The 16,065-nt window shown below is 44.0% G+C and carries 14 protein-coding genes; 6 read left to right on the plus strand and 8 right to left on the minus strand.

Features of this window, described 5'->3' with window-relative positions; translation table 11 throughout:
- Window positions 1-118: 118 nt before the first annotated feature.
- Window positions 119-247: a hypothetical protein gene (locus D0T50_RS13865; protein WP_255490041.1), complete on the minus strand. Its 129-nt coding sequence runs from the start codon at window positions 245-247 to the stop codon at window positions 119-121.
- 289 nt (window positions 248-536) lie between these two features.
- Here D0T50_RS13865 and ahcY point away from each other — a divergent pair, with 289 nt between their 5' ends.
- From ahcY to D0T50_RS04555, 4 genes are read left to right on the plus strand one after another with little or no spacing between them, the layout of a single operon-like run.
- Window positions 537-1,955: an adenosylhomocysteinase gene (gene ahcY / locus D0T50_RS04540; protein WP_163222318.1), complete on the plus strand. Its 1,419-nt coding sequence runs from the start codon at window positions 537-539 to the stop codon at window positions 1,953-1,955.
- Between the two features lie 18 nt (window positions 1,956-1,973).
- A complete protein-coding gene (locus tag D0T50_RS04545; RefSeq protein WP_163222319.1) occupies window positions 1,974-4,466 on the plus strand; it encodes a YfhO family protein in 2,493 nt (830 codons plus the stop codon).
- Between the two features lie 45 nt (window positions 4,467-4,511).
- On the plus strand, window positions 4,512-6,548 hold the full coding sequence (gene metG, locus D0T50_RS04550; protein ID WP_163222320.1) for a methionine--tRNA ligase: 2,037 nt from the start codon (window positions 4,512-4,514) through the stop codon (window positions 6,546-6,548).
- A gap of 12 nt (window positions 6,549-6,560) precedes the next feature.
- The gene (locus tag D0T50_RS04555) at window positions 6,561-8,006 is read left to right on the plus strand and encodes a lipopolysaccharide biosynthesis protein (protein WP_163222321.1); all 1,446 of its coding nucleotides are present in this window, start codon (window positions 6,561-6,563) and stop codon (window positions 8,004-8,006) included.
- A 1-nt stretch (window position 8,007) separates the two neighbouring features.
- On the opposite strand, the gene D0T50_RS04560 is transcribed toward D0T50_RS04555, so the two are convergent.
- The 6 genes from D0T50_RS04560 to D0T50_RS04585 are packed head-to-tail and all read right to left on the minus strand — an operon-like array spanning window position 8,008 to window position 13,035.
- Entirely contained in the window at window positions 8,008-8,505 is a 498-nt protein-coding gene (locus tag D0T50_RS04560; protein WP_163222322.1) for an HAD family hydrolase, read from the minus strand.
- 17 nt (window positions 8,506-8,522) lie between these two features.
- Window positions 8,523-9,380 carry a glycosyltransferase gene (locus D0T50_RS04565; RefSeq protein ID WP_163222323.1) on the minus strand — a complete coding sequence of 286 codons (858 nt, stop codon included), beginning with the start codon at window positions 9,378-9,380 and terminating at the stop codon, window positions 8,523-8,525.
- 6 nt (window positions 9,381-9,386) lie between these two features.
- Entirely contained in the window at window positions 9,387-10,427 is a 1,041-nt protein-coding gene (locus D0T50_RS04570; RefSeq protein ID WP_163222324.1) for an N-acetylneuraminate synthase family protein, read from the minus strand.
- Window positions 10,424-11,170, minus strand: coding sequence for a cytidylyltransferase domain-containing protein (locus tag D0T50_RS04575; protein ID WP_163222325.1), 747 nt, complete (start codon window positions 11,168-11,170; stop codon window positions 10,424-10,426). The genes D0T50_RS04570 and D0T50_RS04575 overlap by 4 nt, the downstream gene beginning before the upstream one ends.
- The gene (locus tag D0T50_RS04580) at window positions 11,167-12,018 is read right to left on the minus strand and encodes a hypothetical protein (protein ID WP_163222326.1); all 852 of its coding nucleotides are present in this window, start codon (window positions 12,016-12,018) and stop codon (window positions 11,167-11,169) included. Before D0T50_RS04580 ends, D0T50_RS04575 begins: the two co-directional genes overlap by 4 nt.
- Window positions 12,019-12,075: 57 nt before the next feature.
- Window positions 12,076-13,035, minus strand: coding sequence for a lysophospholipid acyltransferase family protein (locus tag D0T50_RS04585; protein ID WP_163222327.1), 960 nt, complete (start codon window positions 13,033-13,035; stop codon window positions 12,076-12,078).
- Between the two features lie 104 nt (window positions 13,036-13,139).
- On the opposite strand from D0T50_RS04585, the gene D0T50_RS04590 reads away from it, so the two are divergent.
- Entirely contained in the window at window positions 13,140-14,405 is a 1,266-nt protein-coding gene (locus D0T50_RS04590) for a glycosyltransferase family 4 protein (RefSeq protein ID WP_163222328.1), read from the plus strand.
- Complete coding sequence (locus D0T50_RS04595; protein WP_163222329.1) at window positions 14,398-15,150, plus strand: glycosyltransferase family 2 protein; 753 nt, start codon at window positions 14,398-14,400, stop codon at window positions 15,148-15,150. Before D0T50_RS04590 ends, D0T50_RS04595 begins: the two co-directional genes overlap by 8 nt.
- Here D0T50_RS04595 and D0T50_RS04600 read toward each other — a convergent pair.
- Window positions 15,127-15,825, minus strand: a complete 699-nt coding sequence (locus tag D0T50_RS04600) for an NAD-dependent deacylase (protein WP_163222330.1) — start codon at window positions 15,823-15,825, stop codon at window positions 15,127-15,129. The genes D0T50_RS04595 and D0T50_RS04600 overlap by 24 nt on opposite strands.
- Window positions 15,826-16,065: the final 240 nt, after the last annotated feature.

The raw sequence follows: 16,065 nt of genomic DNA on the forward strand, positions 1-16,065 counted from the left end.
CAGGTCCGGCAGCTAAAGCAGCCGGCAATTGATGCTAAAGAACAGCTAAAGCAGCCGGCAATTGATGCAGAGTTGCACGGAGGGTGATTTCCTATGCGGCATCGAAAAACTAAAAACTTTAAAACTTAAACCCTCCGCGTAACTCGCGTAACTCCGCGTTTAACCTGAATTCATTTAATCCGTAAAGCATTGCATTATTTCCATAACTCAATGCATTAGCACCATTAAAGCATTGCATTATCTGCATAACTCAATGCTTTAGGATTGCATGGAGTTCAACCCCACTACGGGGTTGCTGCCGGGGTGGATACTGATTGCCACGGGTTTCCCCCGTGGTTATAGACATTTCACCCCTACGGGGTTTAGTTAGCCGGTGCTGTAGACAACACATCATTGTCGAATAGTTGCATCTGAAGCATTACCTTCTGAAATGTCTTTCCAAAATGGGTTATTATTTTGCAAAAAACTCCACCCCGTTTTGTCCTGCAATAGAGAAACTTATATCTTTGCGAGATATTATTAAATCATATCAAAACATGTCTAAAGAATTGTTCTCTACGCTGCCCTACAAAGTGGCAGATATGTCGCTTGCGGATTTTGGACGCAAGGAAATCGAATTGGCAGAAAAAGAAATGCCGGGGCTAATGGCCATACGCGAAAAGTACGGAGACAGTAAACCGCTGCGTGGAGCCCGTGTGATGGGCTCGTTGCACATGACCATTCAAACGGCGGTACTTATCGAAACACTTGTGGCACTGGGCGCGGAAGTGCGTTGGTGCTCTTGCAATATTTATTCTACGCAAGACCATGCGGCAGCAGCTATTGCGGCTACCGGTGTGGCGGTGTATGCGTGGAAAGGCGAAACACTCGAAGAATACTGGTGGTGCACACTGCAAGCACTGAACTTTGCGGGTGGCAAAGGTCCCAATGTAATTGTAGACGATGGAGGAGACGCTACCATTATGATACATTTGGGCTATGAGGCAGAAACCAATGCTTCGGTTATTGCCAAAGAAACCGGAGCCGAAGATGAGGTGGAACTCAACCGGATATTAAAAAAAGTGTTGGCGGAAGACAAAGACCGCTGGCATCGCATCGCTCCCGAAGTGCGTGGTGTGTCCGAAGAAACAACCACCGGTGTGCATCGTTTGTACCAGATGAAAGAGGAAGGCAAGTTGCTTTTCCCTGCTTACAACGTGAATGATTCGGTTACCAAATCTAAGTTCGACAATCTGTATGGCTGTCGCGAGTCGCTTGCCGATGGTATAAAGCGTGCTACAGATGTGATGATTGCCGGAAAGGTAGTAGTGGTGTGTGGCTATGGCGATGTGGGTAAAGGTTGTGCCAACTCTATGCGTTCGTACGGAGCGCGCGTTATTGTTACCGAGATTGACCCGATTTGTGCGCTTCAGGCGGCAATGGAAGGATTTCAGGTGATGACGATGGAGGATGCCTGCAGCGAAGGGAATATATTTGTTACCACTACCGGAAACATTGATATCGTTCGCATAGACCACATGGAGAAGATGCCCGACCAAGCTATTGTTTGCAACATCGGACACTTTGATAACGAAATACAGGTGGAGGCATTGAAGAATTACAACGGAATAAAACGTGTAAACATCAAGCCACAAGTAGATCGCTATTTCTTCCCCGACGGACATTCTATTATTTTGTTGGCAGATGGTCGCTTAGTAAACTTGGGCTGTGCAACGGGACATCCTTCGTTTGTGATGAGCAACTCATTTACTAATCAAACATTGGCGCAAATAGAACTCTTCAACAAAGAACATGCGGTAGATGTGTATCGCTTGCCTAAGTACCTCGACGAAGAAGTGGCGCGCTTGCATCTGGAGAAGATTGGCGTAAAGCTAACCAAGCTTACTCCCGCGCAAGCCGAGTATATCGGTGTGCAAGTAGACGGACCCTACAAAGCAGATCATTACAGATATTAAATCTCAATACGTATTATCATGAAAAAGTTCCTCCCCGACGTTATCGCAGTTATACTGTTTATAGTTATATCTTTCACGTATTTCTTCCCGGCAATAACCGAAGGTCGGATACTTTTTCAACATGATACGGTAGCCGGTGCGGGCGCCGGACAAGAAGCAATAGAGTATCTTGAACGTACGGGCGAACGATCGCGTTGGACGAATTCTATTTTTGGCGGGATGCCTACTTACCAAATTTCGCCTACCTACGACTCTACTGTAACGCTGCGCTTTATGGAGAAAGTGTATCATTTGTTCCTGCCCAACTACGTTTGGTGGGTTTTTGTGATGATGCTTGGCTTCTATATTTTGCTGCGCGCGTTTGGTATGTCGCCTTGGCTCTCTACGTTGGGTGGCATTATCTGGGCTTTTTCGTCCTACTTCTTTATCCTTATCTCGGCAGGGCATATCTGGAAGTTTATTACCCTTGCCTACATACCGCCCACCATTGCGGGAATGGTGCTTGCCTACCGCAAGCAATATCTGCTAGGGGGAGTTGTTACAGCCTTCTTTCTTGCTCTGCAAGTCATCTCGAATCATGTGCAGATGACCTACTATTTCCTCTTCGTGATGCTATTCATGGCAATTGCTTACGGGGTAGAGGCCTATAAAGAGAAAGAACTTCCGCATTTTTTCAAAGCAACGGGTGTGCTCATTGTTGCCGCGCTTATTGGTGTATCAACCAATCTTTCGAACCTTTATCACACCTACGATTACAGTAAAGAGACTATGCGTGGTAAGAGCGAGCTTACCTTTGTGGGAGATGCCGCCAAGCAAACCAGTAGCGGACTCGATCGGGATTACATTACCCATTGGAGCTACGGCATTGGCGAAACATTTACTTTGCTTGTGCCCAATGTAAAAGGTGGCGCTTCTGTGCCGTTGGCGCATAATGAAAAAGCGATGAAAAAGGCAAATCCTACTTACCGGGGGCTTTATTCGCAACTGGGTCAGTACTGGGGCGACCAGCCCATGACTTCGGGTCCGGTTTACGTAGGAGCATTTGTATTGATGCTTTTTATCATAGGATTGTTTGTGGTGAAGGGACCGATGAAATGGGCGTTATTGGCAGCTACGCTGTTTTCTATCTTCCTTTCGTGGGGAAAGAACTTCATGGGGCTTACCGACTTCTTCATTGACTATGTGCCGATGTATAGTAAATTTCGCGCGGTAAGTTCTATCTTGGTCATAGCCGAGTTTACCATTCCGCTGCTTGCCATCTTGGCGTTGAAGGAGCTATTGACCAAACCCGCCCTTCTCAAAGAAAACCTGAAATATTTCTATATCAGTTTCGGGCTTACGGGAGGTATCGCATTGTTATTCGCTATCGCGCCCCGTCTCTTCTTCTCAAGCTATATACCTGCGGGCGAAATGGCTGCTTTGCAAAATGGGCTGCCCCCCGAACATTTAACCGCTGTTATCTCTAATCTGGAAGAGATGCGTGTTGCACTCTTCACTGCCGATGCGTGGAGAAGTTTCTTTATTGTTGCCGTTGGTGCACTGATACTACTTATACATAGTACCGGTAAGCTAAAGTCCGTGTGGACGGTTGCCGCTATTGCTGTATTATGTCTTTTCGACCTTTGGGATGTTGATAAACGCTATCTCAGCGATAGTCAGTTTGTGCCCGCCTCCGTTACTACCGATACCTTTAAGAAGAGCAAAACAGATGAGCTTATCTTGCAAGACCAGTCGTTGGATTATCGTGTGCTCAATCTGGCTACCAGCACTTTCTCGGAGAATAATACCGCCTACTGGCACAAAACGGTGGGAGGTTATCATGCTGCCAAACTTCGTCGCTACCAAGAGATGATAGACCGCCACATAGGAAAAGAGATGCAAGCCCTCATGAGCGAGCTGCAAACTACCGGTGGCAACATGGAACAGGTTGACCCCGCCAGGTTCCGCGTGTTGAATATGCTGAACACCAAGTACATCATTATTCCTACGCAAGGTGGCGGAACGGCTCCGATAGAGAACCCATACGCTTATGGTAACGCTTGGTTTGTAGATAATGTGCAGTATGTAGGCAATGCAAATGAAGAAATAGATGCTATTAACCACATCATTCCTACCGAAACTGCTGTGGTTGATGCTAAGTTCAAAGATATGCTGGGTGGTGTAGCTACTACGCAAAAAGATTCGCTTGCTTCCATTCGCATTGTAAGCTACGAGCCCAATCAGATTACTTACGAAAGTAACTCAAAGGAAGACGGTATTGCTGTCTTTTCCGAAATCTATTACCCGCGTGGGTGGACGGTTACTATCGATGGTAAAGAGGTGGAAATGGCACGTGCTAACTATATTTTGCGCGCGCTACCTGTTCCTGCCGGGTCGCATACCATTGAAATGACTTTCAAGCCCAGAAGCATCAAAATAACCGAAAACATAGCCTACGCAGGCTTGATACTGCTCTTCCTTGGCGTAATTGCACTATTGTTGCAATATAGGAAGAATATGTTTTGTAAATAAGCATTATCTTTGCACTTTACAAGCTGATTAAAACAAATACATTATATGAAGAATTTCAAAAGAACAACTGTAACTTCGGCTTTGCCTTATGCGAATGGTCCGGTTCATATCGGACATCTGGCGGGTGTGTACATTCCTGCCGATATTTATGTACGTTACCTGCGCCTGAAGAAAGAAGAAGTGATCTTCATCGGAGGGTCCGACGAGCATGGCGTGCCTATTACCATTAGCGCTAAGAAAGAAGGAGTTACACCACAAGATATTGTTGATCGTTACCATAAACTAATAAAGGAATCGTTTCAGGAATTCGGTATCACGTTTGATGTCTATTCGCGTACCACCTCGCAAACACATAAGGAATTGGCTTCGGAAATATTCCGCACCATCTATGATAAAGGTGGTTTTGTAGAGCAAACAAGCGAGCAATACTACGATGAAGAAGCGAAACAATTCCTGGCAGACCGTTACATAACCGGCGAGTGCCCACATTGCCATGCCGAAGGTGCTTATGGCGATCAATGCGAAAAATGCGGTACATCTCTGTCGCCTACCGATTTAATTAACCCCAAAAGTGCTATCAGCGGAAGTAAACCGGTGCTGAAAGAAACAAAGCATTGGTATTTGCCACTCGACAAGCACGAAGATTGGTTGCGTCAATGGATACTGGAAGAGCATAAAGAATGGCGTCCCAATGTGTACGGACAGTGTAAAAGTTGGCTGGACATGGGTTTACAACCTCGTGCCGTAAGTCGCGACCTCGATTGGGGAATTCCTGTTCCGGTAGAAGGTGCCGAAGGGAAAGTACTCTATGTGTGGTTTGACGCGCCGATTGGTTATATCTCGAACACCAAAGAACTCTTACCCGATAGTTGGGAAAAATGGTGGAAAGACGAAGACACTCGTTTAATTCACTTTATCGGTAAAGATAATATCGTGTTTCACTGCATCGTTTTCCCTGCCATGCTGAAGGCGGAAGGCAGTTATATTTTGCCCGACAATGTACCCGGTAACGAATTCCTCAATCTGGAAGGTAATAAGATATCGACTTCAAAAAACTGGGCGGTTTGGTTGCACGAATACCTCAAAGACTTTCCGGGCAAACAAGATGTGTTGCGCTATGTATTGACGGCGAACGCACCCGAAACCAAAGACAACGATTTCACTTGGAAGGATTTTCAAGCTCGCAATAACAACGAATTGGTTGCTGTATACGGCAATTTTGTAAACCGTTCGCTGGTGCTGACTCATAAATATTTTGAGGGAAAAGTACCTACTGCCGGTGAGTTGACCCACTACGATGAAGAAACGCTGAAAGAATTTGCCAACGTAAAGACAGAAGTAGAACGTCTGCTCAATGCGTTTAAGTTCCGCGATGCGCAGAAAGAAGCTATGAATCTGGCGCGTATCGGAAACAAATACCTTGCCGATACAGAGCCGTGGAAATTGGCAAAGACCGACATGGCACGTGTAGCAACTATCCTTAATATAAGTATGCAGTTGGTTGCCAATCTGGCTATTGCGTTTGAACCATTCTTGCCATTCAGCTCGAAGAAGTTACGCGAGATGCTGAATATGGAGAGTTTTGACTGGGCAAATCTGGGTAGAACAGATTTACTGGCAGCCGGACATGTGCTCAATGCTGCCGAGCTACTTTTCGAGAAGATAGAAGACGAAATCATTAACGCACAGGTACAAAAGCTACTCGATACTAAGAAAGCCAACGAAGAGGCGAACTACAAAGCCAACCCTATACGTGCAAATGTGGAGTTTGACGACTTCATGAAACTGGATATCCGCGTGGGAACTGTTTTGGAATGTCAAAAAGTGCCTAAAGCTGATAAGTTGCTTCAGTTTAAGATAGAAGACGGCTTGGAGACTCGTACTATTGTATCGGGTATAGCGGCCTATTACAATCCCGAAGAATTGGTAGGAAAGCAAGTTTGTTTCATTGCTAACCTGGCACCACGCAAATTGCGCGGTATCGAATCGCAAGGAATGATACTTAGCGCTGAAAACAATGACGGAACACTGGCGATCATCACACCCGAAAAGCTGGTGAAGCCCGGTAGTGAAGTAAAATAACATCGCCTATAGATGAGCGAGCAATCATTAAAGAAGAAGACGGCAGGAGCACTGCTTTGGAGTTTGCTGGACCGTGCGGGGCAGCAGGTTCTTTTCTTTGCCGTTGGAATCTTTGTTGCCAATTTATTGCGTGTGGAAGACTACTCGCTTATTGGCATGCTCGCTATTTTTACAGCCATCTCTACTGTACTGCTTGATAGTGGATTCAGTGCTGCACTTATTCAAAAGAAAACCCCTACCGAGACAGACTATGTCTCGGTATTTTGGTTTAATATGGCTATTGGTTGGGTGCTTTATTTGCTCCTGACCTGCTGCTCTCCACTGATTGCTCATTTCTTTAATCAGCCCAAGCTTGTGGAACTCTCGGCGGTTCTCTTTTTGGCATTACCAATCAATGCTTTTGGAAGTATCCAGGCAACGCTTCTTACCCGTGATGTAGCGTTTCGGCAGCTTACTAAGATAAACATGTCGTCTATGTTTGTGGCGAGTATGGTAGCGTTGATTATGGCGTTTACAGGCTGTGGCGTTTGGACGTTGGCAGTTCAGCCGGTGGCGTTGGCTACTGTGCGCAGTTCTTTGTTGTGGCGGCAAAGTCGGTGGCGTCCGAAAGGAAAATACAGTCCGAAAGCAATAAAAGAGCTTTTTGCATTTGCATCGAACCTGCTTGGAGCAAACTTGCTAAGCACTACCTTCATGAATATATACTCACTGGTTATCGGGAAGATTTATCCGGTCAATCAGTTGGGCTACTATACACAAGGAAGCAAGATGAGCGATATGGGGGTAAGTTTTATATACGTCAGCATCCAGTCGGTTACTTTCCCTATACTTAGTAGTATTCAAGATGACTGCGAACGGTTGCTTCGTGCTTCGCGTAAGACAATTCGCTTCACCGCTTTTATTGCGCTTCCTGCCATAGTAGGACTGATTGTGATTGCCCGCCCTATGATTGAACTGCTGCTCAAAGAGAAGTGGTGGTCTGCTATTCCGTTCTTTCAACTACTCTGTGTTGGCGGTTGCTTTACAATCTTTACGGCAATAAACAACAACTTCATCAAGGTGCAAGGGCGTTCGGATGCTATTCTGAAGATTGAATATTTGCGGGTGATAATTACGATTATTTCTCTGCTGCTCACATGGAAACAGCCGGTGCTCGTTATGGTATGCGGATTGGTTGTTACACGGGTGATTGTTTTCTTTGCACATCTTTACTGTACCGATCGTTACACAGGCTACAGAGCCTATAAGCAACTGTACGATATAATGCCTTACTTGCTGTTGGCTCTATTAATGGCAGCCGCTATTTATCCTTTAAAGTTTGTGATTGAAAACAATTTGCTATTGTTATTGGCGCAGATTGTAAGTGGTGCATTTATCTATTTAACCGGTGCTTACCTTGCCGGCTCCAACATGTTGAAGGAGTCGTTGGAGTTATTGCGAAAAAGGAAAGTCAATTAGCTTACATCTTCCTTAATACCTCGTCCAATATATCCGCCTTTAGCAATATCTTCTCTACAAATTCGCGGAAAGCACCATCGCCACCTTTTACTTTGAGTACTAAATTTACCCGTCTCTTGATGTAGACAGGCGCATTGTCGGGTGTAGCAGAGATACCCACTTTTCCAAGCAACTCCATGTCATTCAGATCATCGCCAATGTAAGCCACATCTTTCCATTCTATGCCCAACTCATTGATAAGCTTCTCTACTACCTCTACTTTGTTTTTTACACCTTGAAACAGATAGTCTACCTTTAGCTTTTCGGCACGCCGACGCACTATTTCCGTCTCTTCGCCGGTAATAATTCCCACGGGGATGTTTAGCTTGTGGGCAAATAATACACCGGCACTATCGTAAGTATTGAAACGTTTCCATTCGTTGCCTGTTTGGTCGTAGTACATTCCGCCGTCTGTCCAAACGCCGTCAATGTCGGTAAGTATAATACGAGGTAAGTTCATATATGGGTATTATTAAGTTAAAACGATTGTGTACACATTCCGTATTTCCCCTTTTTGCCGTGCCTGTAACCGCAGTATAAAGCTTTCAATTTACTAAACTTTTCCTGTTCGTAGAGCAAGATGAAGACTATCCGTTTGTATAAATGATATTTTAAGTGGCTGCCAAGATTAATACACTCCGGGTATTCCTTTTGCAACAAGATGCCGTTGCGCACGTTATAATACGACCTTGTGGGACTGTATTCGTTAGGGAATACCTCTTTCCCAAGCAACTTTCTACGCTTCCGTTGATAGCCCAGATTGTGTGTCAGCAGTATGTTTTTGAAACAAATTGTAGCTATTCCTTGTCGCTTTGCTCGCCAAGAGAACTCACAGTCTACTCCCCATACGAAGAGTTCTTCATTGAAATCGCCTATCTCATTGAACAATGCCAGTGGGTAGATGCTCCCTGATGTCATGCACGAGGATACCTCTTCGGCATTGCTGCTAGTAGGATAATATGTTTTCTTTTGTGATGTAAGGTAGTAGTTGGTAGAGAATATTACTCTTTTATCTTCTCCGAATTCTTTTATTCTCTCAAGGTATTTATCGAACACCTCCCTCTCAAAATAGCTATCTTGATCCATCGTGAGCAGGTGTGTATATCCTTCTGTGCGGGCATAAGCTATTGCCTGGTTTAGAGCATACCCTATTCCTTTATTCTCTCCTTCGCCTTTATATACAACTTTGTTTGGATATCCAAAATCAAACGAAACATTAGGTACAGGCGTATTGTCCCAAACTACTAATCCGTCAATAAGATCGATGTAGCTCTTCGCATTGGTAGCAACAGCTTCATCCGGGTAATATAGAACAACAACACCGAGTATTTTCATCTGTCTTTATTCTAGGTGCGAACTGTAAATTATCTCATTGGCAGGTATCTCGGTGGATACTCTCTTACCTATTACTAGCGATTTTTCCGCCCACTTAAACCCATCACCCGGACTGAGTAAATGTATATCTTCTTCCCTGATAGTGTCTCCGATGTGTAATGTCTTGTTGCTGGCGATGGAGCGTTCCAACTTGACCTTTGCGCTTTCCACACTTTGATCTATGTAGAGTTCTTCTTTTCCTAACCAACGTTCGGCAATACGGATGTCACGAATCATTCTATTCACACCATCCGGGCCAAGTGAACCTTGCTGGTCGGTTCCTTTCATGCGGCGGTCTATGGTTATATGTTTTTCTATAATTTCGGCACCCATGCCCACTGCCACTACCGGCGCAGAGATGCCAATGGTGTGATCTGAGAAGCCAATGCGATATTTTCCGTAATGTTTCTTCAGGTATGTAATGGTATTTAGGTTCAGATTGTCGGGATAAGTGGGGTATTGCGAAACACAATGAAGAATGGAGATATTGCTATGATAACGGGTAATAACATCCAAAGCTTCGTCCAATTCTTTCTTCCCCGCCATACCGGTAGAGAGAATAATAGGTATGTTGGTTTCTGCCAATGCTTCAATTAGCGGAAGGTTGGTCAGGTCGCGACTAGCTACTTTAAGATAATCGGGTGTGAAAAGTTTGAGTAACGATAAGCAACCGATGGAACAAAGTGTTTCCACAAATTCAAGTCCAAATGACTTAGCATGCTTGTAAACCTCGTAGTGTGCGGCATCATCCAGTTCTAAAAACGCCCTATGCTCGCCATAGGTACGACCAAACGAATGTGGAGAATTATACGGCGCATTCATTTGCGAAGCGGTAAGCTCTTCGTTGAGGTTGCGCTTAGTCATCTTCACAGCGTCCATGGGGGGGAGCTCTATATTAAACACCTCTTCCTTTACAGGACGCGACACTAGTTCAACGATTAGTTTAGCAATATCTACCGATCCGTTGTGGTTTTGTCCGATCTCTCCTATGATATATGTCTTTTTCATTTTTCGTTGGCTATTATGTTTTGAACCATTCGTTGACTGTATTGGGGAGTAGCTTCCACTAATTGCAATAAAGAAGTTAGTGTGCCGTCTGTTGTTTCTTTATGAAGCGTATAAAGTTCTTGCAGCAGGCTGAAATCTTCCATTGTATCGAGTGTAAAGCGCAAATCGCGCCTACCCTCCAGTATCTCGGGTAGTGGTAGCAAGCGAATTGCAAATGTTTCGGGGTGGGTGTAGAGGTAATTCGTAACGTGTTCCTGATACAATTTCTCTTGCGTTAAAGCTGCCGCGCGACGAAGTGCATCTGCCGTTGTAAACTCAGAATAAAGTCCCAAGTGCGTTTTGATTGAAGGGCATCCGTCGGCAAAACCAAATCCAATGTAGTCGTAGTTTCCCTGCATAGCAAATAGTTCGGCAAAACTGCTTACCTGCAAGAAAGGGTTGTCCGAGCATACCCGGATGAGGCGATCTATCCCAAATGCTTCTGTTGCGTCAATAAAGCGAGCAAGTACATTATCTTCACTACCCCGGAAGTAGTTAATACCGGCTTCTTTGGCTATATTTACCAATACCTCGTCTTGCTCGCGCGTGGTGGTAGCCAGTACGATAGTTGTGTCGGGGAAAGCTGTTTGGATGTTTTCAATTAATATATCGATGATTCGCTTTCCACGATAAAACGGCAACAGAATTTTATTGTGCAGGCGGGTAGAACCTGTGCGGGCTTGTATGATAATTCCCTCTTTCATAACTTCATCCGTTTGAATGCATCAATATACGAGCCGGGGGTTACGTTGATAATTTCTTTATGTAGCTTCTCGGCATATGCTTTCAGTACAAAATAAGATTTGAAGGTAACGTGTAGATGATACATCACCGTGTACAGACGTGGATGCGAGAGGTTTTCCTGCAAAAGTGTATCGGGTTTGGATGTCTTCTGATCATAGAAGTGTTTCTGGTGCATCAGTACTACATTGTCATCGGTTACCGATATTTCGGGTAGCCATGAATGGTCGGCTCCTGCCAGGTATATTTTCTTAAACGAAAGTCGTAGCCCCATCGCGATAGAAGGTATCAATACATTGTGTGGACGAGGAACGCCCAATCCCTTCTTAAAAATGATATTGCAAAGCCCTTGAAATCCTTCAATGGGTGTTGTGTTATATTTATAGATAGATATATTGGGGTTCTTTGCCAATATTGGCTGCCATGCTTTGTTTCTATAAGCGCGTACGGGCATGAAGAGAGAAAGTTTCCAGGTGGTTCGTTCTGCCAGCGCGGTGAAGAGTGATTCGCGCTTCTCGGGAACAATCCAGAAAAGCGGGTCGGCAATAAGATAAAAGTGTGGTTGTATCTTTTCATAAAGCGGCGAAGTGGCAAAGAAATTGACTGCCAGCAATGACTTATTCTGTAGGAAGTGGGCAGACTCCTCAATCGTTTTATTCAACGAAGGGCCATTCGCCAGTATCAGCAACTCTTCTTGATTATCGAAGCCTGAAGGTAGCTTTGTATTCCATTTGGATTGAAGGATTATCTTGACAATACTCAAGAAAGATTGCCAAAGTTGATCCAACCATTTTATAACTTTATCACCCATGCTTGTTTGTATCTAAAGCAAAGATACAATTTTTAGGACATAGTGCATCAACATACTTCAATGTTTGCTCTGTTCTTGTTTCTTTTTTCTGTATGCCTCTAATCTTTCGGGGGTGGTTTTCCAGCGGGCGTGCATCCAAACCCATTGTTCGGGATAGGCGCGAACCATATCTTCAATGACTTTGGTTTGCTGTTGTGTGTTGGCTAAAAGGTCGTGTTCGATGTCGCCTGTTTCGATGAGTGGCAGCGCAGGCGAAATAATAAAGCGATAGTCGTCGTTCTCTTTACGCGTCATAACCATGGGTACTACGGCAGCTCCTGTTTCCAGTGCAAGGCGCGAAGCACCCAGTGGTGTATACGCCTTTTTCCCAAAGAAATCAACAAAAACACCTTTTACTTTGGTGTCTTGGTCTATCATCAATATCAAACACTCGCCTTTACGGAGTGTTTCGACTAATTTCTCGTAAGATCCTTTTCGTGAGATATTTTTCATACCTCTCCGCTGACGATATTTAATCATCATCTTCTCCAACAAACGTTGCTTCATCGCTTGGCTTACACCCGATGTTTCGTAGCCCAGCATGGGAGGCGTGATTGCCGAAAATTCCCACGAGCTAAGATGGGGAATCAGGCAAATAACCCCTTTGCCCTGTTCGTAAGCAGCGCGTAGATGTTCTTCTCCCTCTACCTCTATGTAGCTAAAAAAACGTTCGCGCGAAGTAATGCGTGAAAATGCCATATAGTCGAAAAAAGACTTGATCATCTCGATAAAAACAGCTTGGGCAATAGCGGTACGTTCTTCCAATGTCTTTTCTTTGCCATACGCCATTTCAAGATTGGTTAATGCTCTATGGCGAGATTTATGTGCCTTCTTATAAAAGTGCTTCCCAACACACACGGCAAACTTCCTGATTTTAGTAATCGGGAGAGTCCGAAACAGTAGAACCATTAAAGTAAGTAAAGGGAATAATATAATAAGAAGCAGCTTACGCCGAATCGTTTTTATGCTCAATTTCATGTGATAACGATGTTTTACAGAGTATAACGTAAAGGTAAATGTTTTTAGTATACCAGATGCCAAATTGAAAGAAAAAGTGCTATTTTTGCATAAATAATCGAACAATGAGGGTACTTTTAATTAATACTTCCGAACGAATAGGTGGGGCAGCTATCGCTGCAAGTAGGCTGATTGATGCCTTGAAAACTAACGGAATAAAAGCAAAACTACTTGTACGCGATAAACAAACCGACGAAATAACCGTTGTACGGACAGATACCAGTTGGTTTAATATCTTTAAGTTTCTATGGGAGCGGTTGGTTATTTGGGTAAATAACCGTTTCACCCGCCGCAATTTGTTTGCTGTTGACATAGCCAATGCAGGTATTGACATTACTAATCTTCCCGAGTTTCAGCAAGCAGATATTATTCATCTTCATTGGATCAACCAAGGAATGTTATCGCTCAAGAATATTCAAAAGATACTCGACTCGGGGAAACCTGTGGTATGGACTATGCACGATATGTGGCCGTTTACAGGCATCTGTCACCATGCAAGGGAGTGTACTAAATACCAAACATCTTGTAATCACTGCATGTTTTTGAGGAATGGAGGCGGCAAACGCGATTTATCTTATCGTGTTTTTCGTAAGAAGCAAAAACTGTACAACCATTCAAAAATTGCTTTTGTGGCATGTAGCCGTTGGCTGGAAGAGTTGGCTAAGAGTAGCTCGTTGCTTACCGGCCATACTATAACCAGTATTCCAAACCCTATCAACACCAATCTTTTTGCTCCCCGAGACAGAAAAGCAGCACGCACCTCTTGCGGACTCCCTCAGGATATGCACCTCATTCTGTTTGCCTCAATGAAGATTACAGATAAGCGTAAGGGAGTGGATTACCTGATAGAATCGTGTAAAATGTTAATAGAGAAACATCCCGAACAGCAAGATAAGATTGGTGTAGTAGCTTTTGGACGACACTCAAAATACTTGGAAAGCCTCATTCCTTTCAAAGTCTTTTCATTCGAATACATTAGTAGCGAGCACGAAATTATAAACATATACAATGCGGTAGATTTGTATGTTACCCCTTCGCTGGAAGAGAATCTGCCCAATACAATCATGGAAGCGATGGCGTGTGGCACTCCATGTGTAGGGTTTCAGGTAGGAGGTATCCCCGAGATGATAGATCATTTGCACAATGGTTATGTAGCCGAATACAAATCTTCGGAAGACCTTGCCAACGGTATTTATTGGGTACTAACCGAAGCAGATTACCCTTTACTTGCCGAGCAGGCCAGTCGTAAAGTAATAGGGAACTACTCTGAAAGAGCTATTGCGAAGAAGTATCTTGAAGTTTATAATCGCATAACCGGTAAGCATGACTAATCGCCCAGCCCCAAAGTTTTCCATTATCACCGTAACTTACAATGCCGAAAGTGTATTGGAGAGTACGATACAAAGCGTTGTAAATCAGTCCTATCGCCTGTTCGAGTATATTGTTATTGACGGAGCCTCAACAGATGGCACACTGAATATTATCCATTCATACAACGAACATATTCATACGCTTGTCAGTGAACCCGATAAAGGGCTTTACGATGCTATGAATAAAGGGCTTGCACTTGCCACAGGAGATTATGTCTGCTTCCTCAATGCAGGCGATAGCTTCTACAGTCCGGAAACGTTAGGTAATATGGTCAACACACTGGAAGGGACTTCTCTGCCCGATGTATTATATGGCGAAACAGCTCTTGTAGATAGTAAGCGGCATTTTGTTCGTATGCGCAGACTCTCTGCTCCTGAGGTGCTTACATGGAAAAGCTTCAAACAAGGAATGCTGGTTTGTCATCAGGCATTTTTCGCTAAACGGGAGTTGGCAGTGCCTTATGACTTGTCGTATCGCTTTTCGTCAGACTTCGACTGGTGCATCCGCGTCATGAAGAAAGCGAAAGTGTTACAAAACACACACCTCACACTTATCAACTATTTAGAGGAAGGCATGACCACTGCCAACCGCAAAGCCTCCTTGAAAGAACGCTATCGTATCATGGTAAAACACTACGGAGCAGTAAGCACGTTTTTTTATCACTGCTGGTTTGTGTTGAGGCTACTGCTGAAGCCGGGACAGTAGTTCGGCTACTCCCTCCGATGCCCCTTTCTTTATCATATGTATTTGTCTGGAAGAGTGTACACTCACTTCATTAGGATCTATCAAGTAAATGTCTGCGTCATGAGGTACATAATTCAATAATCCTGCCGCAGGATATACATTCATAGAAGTACCTATGATGACAAAGATATCAGCTTGTTCCACCTGGTCAATAGCAGCTTCTATCATAGGAACAGACTCTCCGAACCACACAATGTAAGGGCGAAGTTGGGAGCCATCGCCTGCTAAATCGCCTATCTTTATTTCATACTCCTCGGGCGATAATTCTTTAATATAGTGCGGGTTGTTTGGACTGTAGGTGGAGCAAACTTTGGTTAGTTCGCCATGTAGATGAATTATTTTGGAACTTCCGCCACGTTCGTGCAGGTTATCTACGTTTTGGGTAATTATGGTTACATCGAAATGGTGTTCCAATTCGGCAAGTAGTTTGTGGCCTTGGTTAGGTTCTACATCGAGCAATTGCTTACGACGTTCGTTGTAAAACTTCAATACCAATGCCGGATTGCGCCGATAGCCTTCGGGCGTTGCGACCTCTTCTATCGGAACATTGTTCCATAAACCACCCGCACCGCGAAAGGTACTGATTCCACTCTCCGCACTCATACCTGCTCCGGTTAGAATTACAAGTTTTTTCATGATATAGATGCCTTTGTTGATGTGATAAAAATAGTGAATTTATTTCGGAACTCATTATTCGTTACTCTTAAAAACAAATAATCAGACTTTTGATATACACTCCTTAAGTTAGCTTGTAGCTTTTAATCTAACTATGTAAACTATTATCTTAACTTTTGTTGCCAATAAAACTTGCAGAAATTGCGAATTGTTTACAAACAACCCAGTTCAGAAGACACTGTGAAGGGGCTTTTTGTAAAT

Source organism: Bacteroides sp. 214 (genome assembly GCF_010501015.1).
GTDB lineage: Bacteria > Bacteroidota > Bacteroidia > Bacteroidales > Bacteroidaceae > Bacteroides.